8 protein-coding genes are annotated in these 16,301 nt (G+C 62.8%); 4 read left to right on the top strand and 4 right to left on the bottom strand.

Annotated elements, in window-relative coordinates; all coding sequences use genetic code 11:
- The first annotated feature begins 108 nt into the window (after positions 1 to 108).
- Positions 109 to 774 (top strand): response regulator, encoded by a 666-nt coding sequence (locus tag IGX34_RS19670; protein WP_192557454.1) that lies wholly within the window; start codon positions 109 to 111, stop codon positions 772 to 774.
- Positions 775 to 787: 13 nt separating this feature from the next.
- Here IGX34_RS19670 and IGX34_RS19665 read toward each other — a convergent pair whose 3' ends face one another.
- The 3 genes from IGX34_RS19665 to IGX34_RS19655 form a co-directional block, all read right to left on the bottom strand.
- Positions 788 to 4,099 (bottom strand): hybrid sensor histidine kinase/response regulator, encoded by a 3,312-nt coding sequence (locus IGX34_RS19665; RefSeq protein WP_192557453.1) that lies wholly within the window; start codon positions 4,097 to 4,099, stop codon positions 788 to 790.
- Between the two features lie 211 nt (positions 4,100 to 4,310).
- The gene (locus IGX34_RS19660) at positions 4,311 to 5,339 is read right to left on the bottom strand and encodes an extracellular catalytic domain type 2 short-chain-length polyhydroxyalkanoate depolymerase (protein WP_192557452.1); all 1,029 of its coding nucleotides are present in this window, start codon (positions 5,337 to 5,339) and stop codon (positions 4,311 to 4,313) included.
- Positions 5,340 to 5,560: 221 nt separating this feature from the next.
- On the bottom strand, positions 5,561 to 7,801 hold the full coding sequence (locus IGX34_RS19655; protein WP_192557451.1) for a TonB-dependent receptor: 2,241 nt from the start codon (positions 7,799 to 7,801) through the stop codon (positions 5,561 to 5,563).
- 165 nt (positions 7,802 to 7,966) lie between these two features.
- Between IGX34_RS19655 and IGX34_RS19650 the strand changes: the two genes are divergently transcribed.
- Positions 7,967 to 9,364, top strand: a complete 1,398-nt coding sequence (locus IGX34_RS19650) for a GntP family permease (RefSeq protein WP_192557450.1) — start codon at positions 7,967 to 7,969, stop codon at positions 9,362 to 9,364.
- Positions 9,365 to 10,515: 1,151 nt separating this feature from the next.
- Here IGX34_RS19650 and IGX34_RS19645 read toward each other — a convergent pair.
- Positions 10,516 to 11,346, bottom strand: a complete 831-nt coding sequence (locus tag IGX34_RS19645; protein WP_225737637.1) for an IS1595 family transposase — start codon at positions 11,344 to 11,346, stop codon at positions 10,516 to 10,518.
- 1,265 nt (positions 11,347 to 12,611) lie between these two features.
- Here IGX34_RS19645 and typA point away from each other — a divergent pair.
- Together typA and IGX34_RS19635 are read left to right on the top strand one after the other, a co-directional pair.
- A complete protein-coding gene (typA, locus tag IGX34_RS19640) occupies positions 12,612 to 14,441 on the top strand; it encodes a translational GTPase TypA (protein WP_192557448.1) in 1,830 nt (609 codons plus the stop codon).
- Positions 14,442 to 14,642: 201 nt separating this feature from the next.
- Positions 14,643 to 15,989: a carbohydrate porin gene (locus IGX34_RS19635; protein WP_192557447.1), complete on the top strand. Its 1,347-nt coding sequence runs from the start codon at positions 14,643 to 14,645 to the stop codon at positions 15,987 to 15,989.
- Positions 15,990 to 16,301 lie beyond the last annotated feature (312 nt).

Below are 16,301 nucleotides of genomic sequence, written 5' to 3'. Positions count from 1 at the left end.
AGGCAAGCCTGCACCGCGCGGCCATCGTACGAAAGTACAACAGCGATAACTTGCGATGGGCCGCTTTTCACCTCGACGTTGCGCGCAGGCACCGCTATGGTGCGCGTCATGCCGCGCCTGCTGATTGCCGATGACCACCCGCTGTTCCGCGCTGCCCTGCGCCAGGCGGCCAGCGAGCACCTGGATGCGTGCAGCGTGCTGGAAGCCAGCGATCTGCCCGGCGTGATGGACGCACTGTCCGCCGATCCGGAGCTGGACCTGGTGCTGCTGGATCTGCATATGCCCGGCAGCCAGGGTTTGTCCGGGCTGGCCGCCCTGCGCGGGCAATATCCGGCGGTGGCGGTGCTGGTGGTGTCGGCGCACGACGAGCCGCAGGTAGTGCGGCGCGTGCTCGATCACGGCGCGGCGGGCTTTATTCCCAAGCGCGCCGATCCCGCACAAATCAGCGCAGCGGTCGCCGCGGTGCTCGAATGCGGCAGCTGGCTGCCGCCGGAACTGGCGCGCAGCGTAGCCGCGTTGCCCAGCCACCCCGCCGACACCGATCTCGCCGCACGCCTGGCGCGGCTCACCGAACAGCAATACCGCGTACTGAACCTGCTGGCCGAAGGCCTGCTCAACAAGCAGATCGCCGATCGCCTGAATATCCAGGAGCGCACGGTGAAAGCGCATGCCACGGCGATCTTCGAAAAGCTTGGCGTGCGCAATCGCACGCAGGCGGGGGTGCTGCTGCGTTCGCTGGATCTGAGCGAACCGGCAACGCTTCCCTCGGCCTGATCACCGAGCCCTCCTACTGCGCCGACGTCACATCGCGCGCCGCCATCACCCGCTGCATCACCTGCCGCAATGCCAGCGGCTTGAGCGGCTTGTACAGCACCACGGCGCCCGCTTCGAGCAGGCGCTGGCGCAGCTCGCCATCGCGATCGGCGGTAAGCACCACCGCGGCCATGGCGGGATAGCGATCGCGCAGCGCGTCGAGCACATGCAAGCCGGTCTGGCCGCGATCGAGGTGGTAATCGAGCACACACAGATCCGGCTGCCACGGCACCGCCAGCGCATGCTCGGCCTGCGATGCTGCATGCACCTGCCAATCCCAGCTATGCAGCAGTGCCTTCAACGCCGCCAAGGCTGCCGGTTCGTTATCGAGAATCAGCGCGCGTCCTGACGGTACCGGGCTCAGCTCGGCCGCGGTCGGCGCCGCAGCGTGATACACAGTGTGCGCACGCGGCACATCGATATAGAACACGCTGCCGCGCGCAGGCCATGAGCGCAAACCGAGCGGATGTTCCAACAAGGCGGCCACGCGCTGCGCAATCGACAAACCCAGGCCGAGCCCCTGCCCGCCCGCTGTGCTGCCACGCCGGAATTCCTCGAAGATCAGGCTGCGCTCTTCTTCGGCCACTCCCGGGCCGGTATCCCACACTTCCAGGCGCAGGCCTTGCGCGTGCCGCCGCAAGCCGAGCAGCACCCGCCCGCGCTCGCTGTAGCGCAACGCATTGGAAAGAAAATTCTGTAGCACACGGCGCAGCAACAGAGGATCGGAGCGCACCCAGACGCGGCTCTCCGCCACTCGCAACTTCACCCCACGGTCGCTGGCCAGTGCGCGAAATTCCGCCGCCAGCGGCTCGAACACTTCCGCCAGCGGAAAATCGCGCGGCTGCGGATGCAGGCGGCCGCCTTCCAGGCGTGCAATATCCAGCAAGCCGGCCAACAGGCCTTCGGTCGCAGCCAGCGAATCGTTGAGATGGCGCACATGCGCCGCGTCGTAGCCCCGCTCGCCCAGCGCATGCGCAAACAACTGGGCTGCATGCAGCGGCTGCATCAGGTCGTGACTGACGGCAGCCAGAAAATGACTCTTCGCCGCATTCGCGCGATGCGCCTGCGCACTCGCCTGCGCCAGTTCGCGCGTGCGTTCGGCCACACGCAATTCCAGCGTCTCGTTGGCCAGGGTCAAGGCGTGTTCGGCTTCGCGGAATGCAGTGACATCGGTGAACGTTGCCACGTAGCCGCCGCCGGGCATCGGATGGCCGCGGATCTCCACCGCCGTGCCATCGGGAAAACGCCGCTCGGACAGCAACTCGGTGCCGGCGCGCATATGTGCCAGGCGCCGCCGCACGCGCGCCTCCACATCGCCGGGGCCGATGATGCCGGCGGCGATATTGCGGCGGATCAAGTCAGCCACCGGACGCCCCACCTGCAGCAGTTCCAGCGGATAACCGAACAGCGTGGCATAGCGGCTATTCCACGCCACCAGGCGCAATTCGCTATCCACCACGCAGATACCCTGGCTCATGTTTTCCAGCGCCGCTTCCAGCACGCGCTGACTGAAATGCAGATCCTGCGCGGCCTCGCCGACGATCGCGGCAACCGCATCCAGTTCCGCGCGCCCTTGCCGATGCACTACTTCCAGCAGCAGGCGGGCGGAAGCGGCGCCGATCACCGCCGCCAGTTCGTGTTCCACTTCGGCGATGCGCGCATTGCCGGCGGCGCGCTGCGCATCGGTGCCGATAAAAAGACGCTCCACCCGTTCGTGCGGCAGGAACCGTTCGGCCAGCGCGCGCAGCTCGGCCACGCTGACATGGCCCACGCCTGCGGTCCAGCGCCGGCGTCCATAACGCGTATTGGCCACCGCCAGCATGGCCAGCACATTGACCACCAGGCTCATCGCCACCGCGCGGCCGAGGCGGCTCCAATCGTCCAGCCCCATAAAGCCATCCGGCGTCAGCCAGCGTGGCGCCTGCTGCAGCCATGCCGGCAATTGCGCCACGCCGGCGGGCAACAACACGTACAACCACACCAGCGTGCCGATCGCCAAACCCCATACCACCGCGCGCGGCCCAAGTTGCGGGCGATATACCGCAGCCAGTAATGCGGGCGCCAATCCCGCCAGCGCGGAAAAGGACAGCGCACCGATATCCGCCAAGGCATCGTTGCGCGCAAGCAGGCGGCTGTATGCCCAAGCCAGCAGGATCACCGCGAGGATCGCCACACGGCGCTGGTTGAGCACTTCGCCACGCAAATCGCCACGCTCGTCGCGGCCCCAGCCGGCGCGCACGCGCAAGGGTGCGATGAAGTGATTGACCACCATCAGGCTCAAGGCCAGCGTGGCGACCACCACCATGCTGGTCGCCGCACTCAGGCCGCCGAGAAACGCGACCAGCGCCAGCCCGTGCTGGTTGCGCGCCAGCGGCAACGCCAGCACGTACAGGTCGGACGGCACGCCGCTGGGCGCCAGCCACGCATCGCCCATCTTCGCCAGCGGCAGGATCGGCAAGGCGATCAGCAGCATGTACAGCGGAAACAGCCAGCGTGCGGTACGCACATGCGAACTGTCACGGCACTCCACCACGCCGGCATGGAATTGGTGCGGCAAGGTAAACATCGCCAGTGCGCCGAGCAGGATCAGCGCGGGAAAGCCGCTGCTGTCATGCGGCGGCGGCGCACCGATCGCCGCACCCGCCGGCAGCGGCGTGAACAGCAAGCTGCCCAGCGCCAGCATCGCGCCCAGCTTGAACAGCGACTCGAACGCCATCGCCAACACCAGGCCGCGGTTGTGCGCCATCGCCGAGGCGCGGCGCGTGCCGAACAGCATGGCGAACAGCGCCATCAGCAACGCCACGTACAGCGCGCTGTCGTGCCATGGTGCGGATTCGGCCAGTTGTCCCGTGCGCAGCAGGGTGTAGCTCATCGCCACTGCTTTCAGCTGCAAGGCGATATACGGCACGATGCCGACCAACACCACGGCCGTGACCAGCGCGGCCAGGCCAGCATGCCGCCCCAGCCGCACCACGATCAGGTCGGCAATCGAGCCGGCGTTGTATTCGCGCGCCAGCTGTACCAGGCGACGCAGCACCGATACTGCAAACACATACATCAGGATCGCGCCGACAAACGTAGGCGGCAGCCACCAGCCGGAACGGCTGGCCTGAGTGACCGTGCCGTAAAAGGTCCAGGAGGTGCAGTGGATCGCCAACGACAGCGCGTAGATGATCGCCCAGCGTTTTTCGAACAGCTGCGGGCGACGTTCGCCGGTGAGCGCCACGCCGAACAGCAGGCCGAGCCAGATCAGTGCGGCAGTGGCGATGGTGCCAGTGCTCAGCATGTCCTGGCCCAACAACCTGCAGGCACTTGAAGTCGCGCCCACATGCCAGCGGCCACGGGATATCTGCAAAACGCACGCTCACCCGTCATCCCAGCGAAGGCCGGGACCCAGTGACTTCGGCGCGCGAAAGACACTGGGTCCCGGCCTTCGCCGGGATGACGGGTTGTGGAGGATTGCCGTTTTCCCGAAAAGAAAGCGGCGCGGGTGTGTATCAATGCCGTAGCGGCAACCCCAGCGCCCTCACCGCAGCCACCACCCACGCCGGCTGCACACCGTGCCGCGTGTCGTAGTCGCTGCCCGAATATCCCCACCAATCCCAGCATGCCTGCGGATTCAAAGGCGCAAAGCTTGCGCGCGTCTGAGGATACAGGATGGCGACGTTGTAGACGTCCGCCCAGCGGTTGAAGCCGGCATCCTTGACGAAGGCCTGACCGACGGCTTCGGCATTCTGCTTGCAGCCATGGAAAGCCACCAGCAGGCCGCACGGCTTGCCGGCAGCGCAAGCGGGTGGCACGTACAGATAACCGGTCGTCGCCAGCAAGGCATCCTTGCCGCCCTGGCGCAATGCATCCTGATCGAAGCGGCGCAATTCGCCTTGTGCCTGCGCAGCGGCAGCGTGTGGTGCTGCACCGAACATTTGCGTAAAGATCGCGCCCGCCGCATCGAAACCGCAGTGCCCCAGATACGGTGAAACGGACTTGCCGCAATCGTCGCCACTCGCCGCCAGCGGCAGGTTATGGCTGAAGGCACGTTGCCCATCGTCCACCACCTGCAAGCCCGACATGCCCGGCTCGTCATGCAGTGCCTGGTAGAAATGCGCCGCCGCTTCCGCGACCGCCGGCGCCACCACGGTGTCGGCGGTGCCGTGCAGAAGATACACGCGGCCATGCGCGAGATCCTGCAGCGGACCGATTTGCCCTGCCGCTGCACGTTGCTTGGCCGTGGCCAACAAGGCCACGGGATCCGGTGCGGGCGTGCCTTTCATGCAGGTGCTCAGCGCCAGCTGCAGCTTGCCTTGGGCGCAGGCGTAGGGGCCGCCGGCCACCAAGGCCGCATTGGGGAAAATATCCGGATAGGCGAGCTGCATCTGGGTCGCCATATACGCGCCGGAAGACAAGCCAGCCACGGCGACACGCGCGGGATCGAGCTTCAGATGTGGCAGCGGCTGCACGGCATCATCGGCGTGTGCGGCGGCGGCAGCGAATATCACGGCCATACATAGTTTTGTGATGGTACGCATGATTACGCTCCTTGCCGAAAAGTGGGACACCGCTGAGGCCGTCATGCCCGCTTGACTGGATGTTTGCGAATACATCAGCTGCGGGCTCGCGGCAATCTATTCCAAACCCTCACCGTCATCCCGGCGAAGGCCGGGACCCAGTGGCTTCGCCGCGTGAAAGACGCTGGGTCCCGGCCTTCGCCGGGATGACGGGCTAGTGAGGGATGGCACGGTGTCCAATCTCAGAACGTGTATTTGGCCGACAAAGTCACCATCCGCGGCGGCCCGTAGAAACCGGTGACAATACCCAGCGCCGCAATGTTGTAGCCGGTGGTGCGATACGACTTGTCGCCCAGGTTGGTGCCCTGCAGGCTGAGCGACCACGGCTGGTCGATCTGCCAGATCAGGCCGGCGTTGATCAGCCCATACGAGCCCTGCTTGATCAGCGGCGACAGCGTAGTCTCCGGCCATACCGAGGTCTGGTACTGGTAACTCAGACGCGCGCTGAGATCGCCATACGCACCCAGCGGGAACGAGCGCTGCAGGTTCAGTGCGCCCGACCACTTCGGCGCATTGGTGAAGTACTGCGTATTGGCGATATTCACGCCTTCGCTGTAGAACTCGGTGTACTTGGTATGCAGGTAGGAGAAGTTGCCGCTGATGGTCCACTGCTGCGAGGGATACCAGGCAAACTCTTCTTCCATACCGTCGATATGGCCCTTGCCGGCGTTGGTAAAATCGCCGAAGAACCCCTGGCTTCCGTTCGGCTCGGTGTAGGAACTGAACACCGACAGCTGGATGTTCGAGTAGATGTTGTGGAACAGCGCGGTGTTCAACATCAGGCTGTCGTCGAAGAAGCTCATCTTGCTGCCCAGCTCGTAGGACTTCACGTTCTCGTCCGCGATCGGCCGGCAGGAGCTGGGAATTTCGGCGCAGTTGGCGCGGATGTTGTAGCCGCCCGAGTGGAAGCCCTCGCTGTAGCTGGCATACAACTTCACTTGCTCGCTGGCGCTGTAATCGAGCGAGACTTTCGGCGAAATATTATGCGATGCGTGCGAGCCGGCGAAATTGGCCAGCACCGCGATCGGCACATTGAAGTTGGCATTGGAATAAGCGTAGTTCTGGATCACCGCCGTCTTGGTTTCGTCGGTGTAGCGCGCACCCACGTCCAGGCTCCACAGCGGGCTAATGTCCCAGGTGAAATCGCCGTAGCCGGCATAGCTGCGCGTACCCATGCTGCCGCCGGTATTGCCGTACTCGGCCAGCCCCAACGTGCTGTACGGCGGCGAGCCGAGGAAGATATTGTCGATATCGCCGGAAGCCGAGCCGTTGAAGTAGTACACGCCCATCACGCCATGCACGGCGCCGCCGGCATCGTAGTTGGCCTGGATTTCCTGCGAGAACTGGTGATCCTTGTAGATCGCCCCCACGTCCGCCACGGCCACCGGCAAGGTGTCGAAGTCGATATTGCTTTCGGTGCTGGAAGAGCGGTACGCACTTACCGATTTCAGCGTCCAGTTCTGGCTGACAATCCAGTTCATGGTCAGCGCCGCGCCCTTCATGCGCGTCCAGTTGAGCTGCGACATGCCGCTGCGCGTGTCGTAATCGCTGGATAGCGGCTGGTACTGCGGATAGAAGCTGTTGGCCACCAGCATCTTCGCGCCGCGCGGATTGGAATTGTCGTGCATGCCGTCAATTTCCAGCTGCGCATTGAAATTGCTGGTGGGGAAGAAGCCCAGCGTGGCGCGCGCCGCATTGGTGTTCTTGTTGCCGTTGCGGCTGCCGGTAAGCACATCGGTGCCGAAGCCATTGTTGTGCTCGCTGGCCACCGCCACCCGCCCGCGCCACACGCCATCGGCCGAGGCGCCGCCCAGCGCGGCCTTCACATCCTTCTCGCCGTGCGTACCGGTGGTGACTTCCACCGAGCCTTCGGTCTTGGTCGGCAGCGGCTTGGACACGTACTTGATCGCGCCGCCGATGGTGTTCTTGCCGTATAGCGTGCCCTGCGGACCACGCAGCACTTCGATGCGGTCCACGTCGAACACATCCAGCAAGGTGCCCTGCGGGCGTGCCATGTATACATCGTCCAGATAGATGCCCACCGCCGGATCGAAGCCCCAGGTGGGATCGGCCTGGCCCATGCCGCGGATATAAGCGGTAAGCGTGGTGTTGGAACCGCGCGCCGCATAGATCTGCATATCCGGCACCTTGCCCTGCAGATCGCTCAGATCCTGCACGTTCTGGTTGTAGAGCGATTGCGCGGTAAGCGCGGTCACCGCAATCGGCACATCCTGCAGCGTTTCCTCGCGCTTGCGCGCGGTGACGGTGACCTGGTCGAGCTTCTTCGCGCTGCTCGGGCTCGCATTGCCCTGCGTCTGGCTCGCGCTGTTGTCGGTGCTGCTGGTCTGCTGCGCATACAGCGGCGCGGCACCGGCCAGGCCCACGGCCAGACCTATCGCCAGACTCAAATGGCTACGCTTCATGTTTCCCCTCGCGGTGCGTGCATCCGCCCACGGATGCCCATGCTGCGCAGCTTAGGCAGCAGCGCGCCAACCGACACTTGTACCTTCGTACAGTGCCGTGCCGTGCAAGGCTGTGGGGATACTGCATGGCGCCTGTGCTTCAGGCCCATGCAAAGGATGGATGGAATGGCCTTTCTTATCGTGCTGGCGGCATTGTGCTTTCTGATGCTGGCGGCGTACCGCGGTTACAGCGTGATCCTGTTCGCCCCGATCGCCGCGCTGGGCGCCGTGCTGCTCACCGATCCGCGGCTGGTGGCGCCGATCTTCACCGGCTTGTTCATGGACAAGATGGTCGGCTTTCTGAAGCTGTATTTCCCGGTCTTCATGCTGGGCGCGGTATTCGGCAAGCTGATCGAGCTGTCCGGCTTTTCCAAGGCCATCGTCGCATCCACCATCGGCCTGGTCGGACGCAGCCGCGCGATGCTGTCGATCGTGCTGGTGTGCGCGCTGCTGACCTATGGCGGCGTATCGCTGTTCGTGGTTGTGTTCGCGGTCTATCCGTTCGCGGTGGAACTGTTCCGCGAATCGGATATTCCCAAGCGCCTGATCCCCGGCACCATCGCGCTGGGCGCATTCACTTTCACTATGGATGCACTGCCCGGCACGCCGCAGATCCAGAACATCATTCCCACCGCGTTCTTCGGCACCACCGCCTGGGCCGCGCCCTGGCTGGGCACGCTGGGCGCGCTGTTCATTCTTGCCGTCGGCATGCTTTACCTCGAATCGCGCCGGCGCAAAGCGCTTGCCGCAGGCGAAGGCTATGGCGACAGCCTGCTCAACGAACCGGCACCGTTCGACGGCAGCAAACTCGCGCATCCCTTGCTCGCGCTATTGCCGCTGGTGCTGGTCGGCGTAGGCAATCTGCTGTTCACACGCTGGATTCCGCAGTGGTACGGCAGCACCCAATCGTTCGTACCGGCGGTAGTCGGCCATGCGGCGCCGGTGGTACAGGAGGTATCCAAGATCGCCGCGATCTGGGCGGTGGAAGGCGCGTTGTTGCTGGGCATCCTGTGCGTGCTGGTGTCGGCATGGCGGCCGGTGTCACGGCATTTTGCCGAAGGCAGCAAGAGCGCTGTTGCCGGCGCACTGCTGGCCTCGATGAACACCGCCTCCGAATACGGCTTCGGCGCCGTGATCGCCGCCTTGCCCGGCTTCCGCACCGTAGCCGACGCGCTGCATGCCGTACCCAATCCGCTGCTCAATGAAGCGGTATCGGTGACCGCACTGGCCGGCATTACCGGTTCCGCCTCGGGCGGGATGAGCATTGCGCTGGCGGCGATGGCCGATACGTTCATCCACAACGCGAAGGCGGCGGGGATTCCGATGGAGGTGTTGCATCGGGTGGCCGCGATGGCTTCGGGGGGGATGGATACCCTGCCGCACAACGGGGCGGTGATCACCTTGCTGGCGGTGACGGGACTGACGCATCGACAGTCTTATCGGGATATTTTTGCGGTGACCTTGATCAAGACCGGGGCGGTGCTGGTGGTGATCGGGGTGTTTTATCTGGCCGGGGTGGTTTGAGGTGTGCTGATGTGCGGCCAGCCGCACTGCGTGGTGTTGAATCGCGCGCGATCCGCTCCCTCTTCGAGCGGCCAACCGCAGGTTGGGTTAGCGCAGCGTAACCCAACAGATGTTTGCGCCCTCGGCCTGATCGCGCATACCACGTTGACCTGCTCCCTCCCCTGCTCGGCAGGGGAGGGTTGGGGTGGGGTTGCTCGCGCTTGCCTCGAGTTATGCGCTCGCCTCGTTGTGCATTTCGCTGGTTTGAGAGATTGCCTGCGGCGCTTTCGGCCCCTTCGGGCCCGAGTCACTTTTCTTTGCGTGCCCAAAGAAAAGTAACCCAAAGAAAGGGCACCCCGAGGGAGCGCTTGATGGGCGTCCTGCCCATCAAGTCCGTGAAGGGCATCGTTACGGAGAGCCCCATGCTCTACCGGCGCAAGCCGGCAAACAGTGCGCGCCAGGATGGCGCGCTGCTCTACCCGGGGCCCCTGGGGAGCGGTGAAGGGTGGGAGGACAAGGCCCCGCAGGGGGCATGGGCACGGATGCCCATGCCTTTTCGTCAGCACAGGATGTGCTGTCGAAAAGCCCCTCCCATCCTTCACGCACTTGATGGGCAGGACGCCCATCAAGCGCTCCCCTGGGGTGCCCTTTCTTTGGGTTACTTTTCTTTGGGCACCGCTTAGCGGTGGCTGTTGCACAAGACTGGACCAGATGATCGACCTAATCTTTCGGGATGCACGCAAAGACACCATCATCACTGAAATGGCTGCTACACAAGCAAACCCGGCTTGCGGGCCAAATCCTGCGTAAACAGGATCATTTAGCCCAGATGAGGGAGCAAATAGTTGTTTTCGACAAGGAAATTAGGGAACTACAAGAACAGAAGCGGCAGATCGAGGCCGTCATGCAAATGCATGAAATAAGAATCAACGCTGAGGAATTGCGTCCGATCCGGCCCCAGCACAATCCATACATGCTGGGACGCGGTGGCCTCACACGTTTGATTTATAGAGTCTTGCGCCAATCTGAAAATGGTACGGCCACCACGAGGGTTATCGTGGCGACCGTACTTGATGCCATGCCTTCAAATGTGAGATCAGACCTGGATCAGATAGAGCGCGTTAAAGCTCACGTCCGGGTGAGACTATGCAACATGGCTACGCGCGGAATGCTTACGAAGTCCCGCGATCGCGGCCCCCGCGAGCCTTGCTCCTGGCATCTTGCCACGGTGCATCCACAGGTCCCATGACGATTTCCGGGCGCGGATGTCGCAAGTGACTGCGTCGATTTCCGCAGTGATATCCCCTCCAGTACCTGGAATAGGTTGGGGTAAGCAACCAAGTGGCGAGCTGTTTAATCTTCTCGTGCTGAGTTTTACGTCTATGCGTTTCACGCCAAGCGTATTCGTGCATATAGAAGGTCATGTACGTGGGGCGAAAACCATGATGCACCCCATATTCGCTGCGCCTTACCCTGGAGAAGAAGCTTTCCGCCAAGTTTTCGTTAATGCCTTCAGGAGTCGAATACTCGACACTGTGGTTGACAACATAGTGTTCAAACAATTCTCCGAGTCCGTTATAGGCTGGATTTTCGTCAGTGAAAATTTGTGCTCCTGGCTCAATGTATTGCCTTGCAAGTTGCAACACATCTCTGGCGTTTTCCGATCGACACATAGCGACAATGGTGCGTTTCGCTCCACCATGCTGAGCATCCACTTCAACCATTGCAATCGCTACACGCTTGTTCTTGGCACGCCGTTGGTTGTCTTTGGAATGAGGATTGATTGCCGGCAATCGCCTTTTGATCTCAGCGTTACCATGTACTGTCAAAACCGAATTGGCCGTTGCTTTCATACGTCGATTCGTACGCCGAAATTTCCCGCATACATGCATGCCATCCATATGGATAGTCCCTGACAGTTTCGGTTGATTAGAGGCATTAGCATTCTCCATGATTGCCTCGCGAATTTTCATGATGTTTTGCTGAGAGCATTTTTCAGCCATGCAGACCGCATTCGATGTCGCAACCAAGGTCGTCCCCTTGGGAGACGCCTCGGCATGTATGAGTAGACGAATGATTTGCCGGAACGATAGCTTGTGGCCATCTAGGCGTGTTCCACTGGTTACGCTGAAGGTGCGCAAGAGGCCATCGACGGCATGAACATGGCGGCAGCAGTTTGGTGCGCCCGCTTACGTACGCACTTTGCTTATCAAAGCGAGCCCATCGCCCGCGGACACGTCCACCGTTGTTGGGAGCTATGAGGTTTGTGCAACAGCCACCGCTAAGCGTTGGGCACGCAAAGAAAAGTGACTCGGGCCCGCAGGGGCCGAAAGCGCCGCAGGCAATCTCCCAAACTGGCGACATGCCCCCCCCTAAGGCCAAAGGAACAGACATCCGTTGGGTTACGCTGCGCTAACCCAACCTACGCGGCTGCATCGCGGTGCGATGGGTGTTGGGGCAAGCGCGAGCAACCCCACCCCAACCCTCCCCTACTGACGTAGGGGAGGGAGCCGATGGCGCGAGATTGAATGTGGCGCACTACACAACGTGCGGAGAACCCCACGCTTTTACCGGTGCAACGCACCGGCACAAAGTGCGCGCCAGGAAGGCGCGCCGCTCTACCCGGGGCCCCTGGGGAGCGGTGAAGGGTGGGAGGACAAGGCCCCGCAGGGGGCATGGGCACGGATGCCCATGCCTTTTCGTCAGCACAGGATGTGCTTTCGAAAAGCCCCTCCCACCCTTCACGCACTTGATGGGCAGGACGCCCATCAAGCGCTCCCTCGGGGTGCCCTTCTCTTTGGTTACTTTCTCTTGGGCACGCAAGAGAAAGTGACTCGGGCCCGAAGGGGCCGAAAGCGCCGCAGGCAATCTCCCCAACTGGCGACATGCCCCCTGAGGCCGAAGGAACAGACATCCGTTGGGTTACGCTGCGCTAACCCAACCTACGCAGCTGCATCGCGGTGTGATGGGTGTTGGGGCAAGCGCGGGCAACCCCACCCCAGCCCTCCCCTGCCACGCAGGGGAGGGAGCAGATCGACGCGACGTGCACGATCAGGCCAAAGGAACAGGCATCTATTGGGTTACCCCCGGAGCAAGTCCGGGGTAAACCCAACCTACGCGGCCTGGCGGTCTGGCCTGCCTTGGGGCAAGGGCCAAATCGGGCCCGGCGCCAACTTCAAGCAAGCTGTCACATAACTCCGTATAATCCGCAGGTTAACCCTACCGAAACCTGCGCGGCGGCCCTACGGCCGGCCCAAGCCATTTACTCATGTCCATCGAAAACCTGCGCAATATCGCCATCGTCGCCCACGTCGACCATGGCAAAACCACCCTCGTCGACCAGCTCCTGAAGCAGTCGGGCACCCTGTCCGAGCGCACCGTGCTGGCCGAACGCGTGATGGACAGCAACGACCAGGAAAAGGAACGCGGCATCACCATCCTGGCCAAGAACACCGCCATCACCTGGCAGGGCAACCGCATCAACATCGTCGACACCCCAGGCCATGCCGACTTCGGCGGCGAGGTGGAGCGCGTGCTGTCGATGGTGGATACCGTGCTGATCCTGGTCGACGCGATGGACGGCCCCATGCCGCAGACCCGCTTCGTGACGCAGAAGGCGTTCGCGATGGGCTTCAAGCCGATCGTGGTGATCAACAAGATCGACCGTCCCGGCTCCCGCCCGGAGTGGGTGGTCGAGCAGGTGTGGGATCTGTTCGATCGTCTCGGCGCCACGCCGGAACAGATGGATTTCCCGATCGTCTACGCCTCGGCGCTGAACGGCTATGCCTCGCTGGACGAGCATGCCCGCGAAGGCGACATGACCCCGCTCTACCAGGCGATCATGGACCACGCACCGAAACCGGACGTGGACCCCACCGGACCGTTCCAGATGCGCATCAGCCAGCTGGACTACAACAACTTCGTGGGCGTGATCGGCATCGGCCGCATCCAGCGCGGCACGCTGAAGAAGAACATGCCGGTGGCGGTGATCGACCGCCACGGCAAGAAGCGCCAGGGCAAGGTGCTGCAGGTGCTGGGCTTCCTCGGCCTTGAGCGCATCGAGCAGGACAGCGCCGAAGCGGGCGACATCGTCGCCATCTCCGGCATCCAGGAGCTGACCATTTCCGACACCGTCTGCGCGCTGGACGCGCCCGAGGCGCTGCCCGCGCTGACCGTGGACGAGCCCACCATCAGCATGACCTTCCAGGTGAACAACTCGCCGTTCGCCGGCAACAAGGATCTCTCCGGCGGCAAGTTCCTCACCAGCCGCCAGCTGAAGGACCGCCTCGACCGCGAGCAGGTGCACAACGTGGCGCTGCGCGTGGAACAGGGTTCGGATGCGGACAAGTTCCTGGTTTCCGGCCGCGGCGAGCTGCACTTGTCGGTGCTGATCGAGAACATGCGCCGCGAAGGCTATGAACTGGCCGTGTCGCGTCCGGAAGTGATCATCAAGGATATCGACGGCCAGAAGATGGAGCCGATCGAGCAGCTGGTGGTCGACGTGGAAGAAAACCACCAGGGTCCGGTGATGGAGCGCCTGGGCATGCGCAAGGGCCAGCTGAAGAACATGGAACCCGACGGCAAGGGTCGTGTGCGCCTGGAATACATGATTCCGGCGCGCGGCCTGATCGGCTTCCAGAACCAGTTCAAGACCCTCACCCAGGGCTCGGGCCTGCTGTTCCACGTGTTCGACCATTACGGTCCGAAGGAAGAAGGCCAGATCGCCAAGCGCCTCAACGGCGTGATGATCGCCAACGCCCCCGGCACCACCCCTGCCTATTCGCTGGGGCCGCTGCAGGAACGCGGCAAGCTGTTTGCCGCCGAAGGCGACTCGGTATACGAAGGCCAGCTGGTGGGCATCCACGCCAAGGACAACGACCTCACCGTCAATGCGATCAAGCCCAAGCCGCTGACCAATATGCGCGCCTCGGGCAAGGACGATGCGATCCAGCTCACGCCCGCCACCAAGTTCTCGCTGGAACAGGCGCTGGACTTTATCGACGATGACGAGCTGGTCGAAGTCACGCCGAAGGAAATCCGTCTGCGCAAGAAGCATCTGACCGAGAACGATCGCAAGAAGGCCTCGCGCAGCGCGTAATGTCTTGTTGTGTGCTGTAGATGAAAGGCCGCCGCAAGGCGGCCTTTTTATTTCTGTTTGTTGGCACGCGCTTGCTGGATCGTACAAGCTTCATGATGGTCATTCAGGCCGTTGCCGGAATGACGACAACGGGCATCAAACATCTACTTCGCTGCACCCACATCGCCTACGCACTCCCCTGGACGCTCGCCTCTTTTCCTCATGATCAAATCGCTCAAGCGCCCAATTCCAGGCAAAATCCTGCCATACCTTCTGCTCGGCGCCCTGCCCCTCGCCGCCCACGCCGACGACGCCCCGCTGTTCGTCCCCCAATGGCTCGGCGCCCAGTACACCTTCGTCGATCAGCACCAATTTCGCGTGCACTCGCCCTATAGCGGCCCGCTCAGCCTCGACCCGAACACTTCCACCGCACGCTCGCATACCTTCGGCGCCTACTTCGGCGTGCAGCTCCCCGCACACCTGCAGTTTTATCTCGACGTGGAAATGTTCAAGGGCGAAGGCGTCAGCAACGCCACCGGCCTGGGCGGCCTGACCAACGGCGACATCATCCGCTCCGGCGTGGCCAGCCTGGGCAAGACGCCGTATATCGCGCGCAGCTATCTGCGCTGGACCCTGCCGCTGGGCGGCGACAGCAAGCCGGTCGAGCGCGCGCAGGATCAACTGCCGGGCAGCGAAGCCAGCGAGCACCTGGAAGCAAAAATCGGCCTGATGGCGGTGAACGACGATTTCGACAAGAACCGCTACGCCGATGCCACGCGCACGCAGTTCATGAATTGGTCGCTATGGAACAACACTACCTGGGACTTCGCCGCCGATACGCGCGGCTACACCTATGGCGTGATGCTTGGCTGGATCATGCCGGGCTGGAGCCTGCGCTACGGCATTTATCGCATGCCGTATGAAGCGAACGGCCAGCGCCTGATTTCCTCGCTGAGCGAATCGAACGGCCAGCAGCTGGAACTTACCCTGCAGCCCGATCCCGACGGCTGGGCGCTGCGTTTCCTTGGTTTCTACAACAAGGGCAACATGGGTCTTTACCAGCAGGCGATCGATATCGCCGAACTCACCGGCCAGTTGCCGAATGTGCACGATGACGATGCACCGGGCCGCCACAAGTTCGGTGTCGGCATCAACGGTGAATTGCCGGTGGCGGACAATGGCGACACCGGTTTCTTCATGCGCGCCGGCTGGAACGACGGCCACAGCGAATCCTTCATCTTCACCGAAGTGGATCGTCTGCTCAGCGGCGGTTTCCAGCTATCGGGCGTGCATTGGAATCGTCCCGACGATCGCCTGGGCCTGGGTGTAGCGATCGACGGCCTGTCGCGCATCCACGCCAACTACCTGCAATTGGGCGGCGACGGTTTCCTGCTGGGCGATGGCACGCTGCATTATGGGCCCGAACAGATTACCGAGCTGTACTACAACGTCGCCGTGATCGATCACCTCAGCCTCAGCCCGGACTTCCAGTTCATCCGCAACCCCGGCTACAACCGCGACCGCGGCCCGGCCCGCTTCGCCGGCCTACGCGCCCACATCGAGTTCTAGGCAAGCGGCCAGCGCTTAACGCGCAGGCTGGGTTACCCCGGATTTGATTCGGGGGTAACCCGACAAATATCTGCCCTAGCGACCAACGTGGTTGGCTCACCCTCGGATCCAGTCCGGAACCACCAGCCCACAAAAAAAGGAGCTCAATAGCTCCTTCCCGCTTCAGAGTATATCCCCCCATGGGGCTTGCCGTAAGGCCGGGTGCATGGCGCAGCATCGCCCGCCGATGCCGGAGTCGGCGAAGCGGGAGTCGTGAAATGCGTGTGATGTTATCGGCGTACGTGTCGCACCACATCTTTCAACCCATGGCAG

The sequence above is a fragment of the Dyella acidiphila genome, from assembly GCF_014863405.1.
Classification (GTDB): domain Bacteria; phylum Pseudomonadota; class Gammaproteobacteria; order Xanthomonadales; family Rhodanobacteraceae; genus Dyella_B; species Dyella_B acidiphila.
Note: the sequence above shows the minus strand (reverse complement) of the source record. Positions and strands in the feature narration are given on the sequence as shown.

Excerpts from the sequence above, each read along its gene's own strand:
- IGX34_RS19645 (WP_225737637.1), bottom strand. The coding sequence starts at position 11,346 with ATGGCTGAAAAATGCTCTCAGCAAAACATCATGAAAATTCGCGAGGCA.
- typA (WP_192557448.1), top strand. The coding sequence starts at position 12,612 with ATGTCCATCGAAAACCTGCGCAATATCGCCATCGTCGCCCACGTCGAC.
- IGX34_RS19650 (WP_192557450.1), top strand. The coding sequence starts at position 7,967 with ATGGCCTTTCTTATCGTGCTGGCGGCATTGTGCTTTCTGATGCTGGCG.
- IGX34_RS19655 (WP_192557451.1), bottom strand. The coding sequence starts at position 7,801 with ATGAAGCGTAGCCATTTGAGTCTGGCGATAGGTCTGGCCGTGGGCCTG.
- IGX34_RS19665 (WP_192557453.1), bottom strand. The coding sequence starts at position 4,099 with ATGCTGAGCACTGGCACCATCGCCACTGCCGCACTGATCTGGCTCGGC.
- IGX34_RS19635 (WP_192557447.1), top strand. The coding sequence starts at position 14,643 with ATGATCAAATCGCTCAAGCGCCCAATTCCAGGCAAAATCCTGCCATAC.
- IGX34_RS19670 (WP_192557454.1), top strand. The coding sequence starts at position 109 with ATGCCGCGCCTGCTGATTGCCGATGACCACCCGCTGTTCCGCGCTGCC.
- IGX34_RS19660 (WP_192557452.1), bottom strand. The coding sequence starts at position 5,339 with ATGCGTACCATCACAAAACTATGTATGGCCGTGATATTCGCTGCCGCC.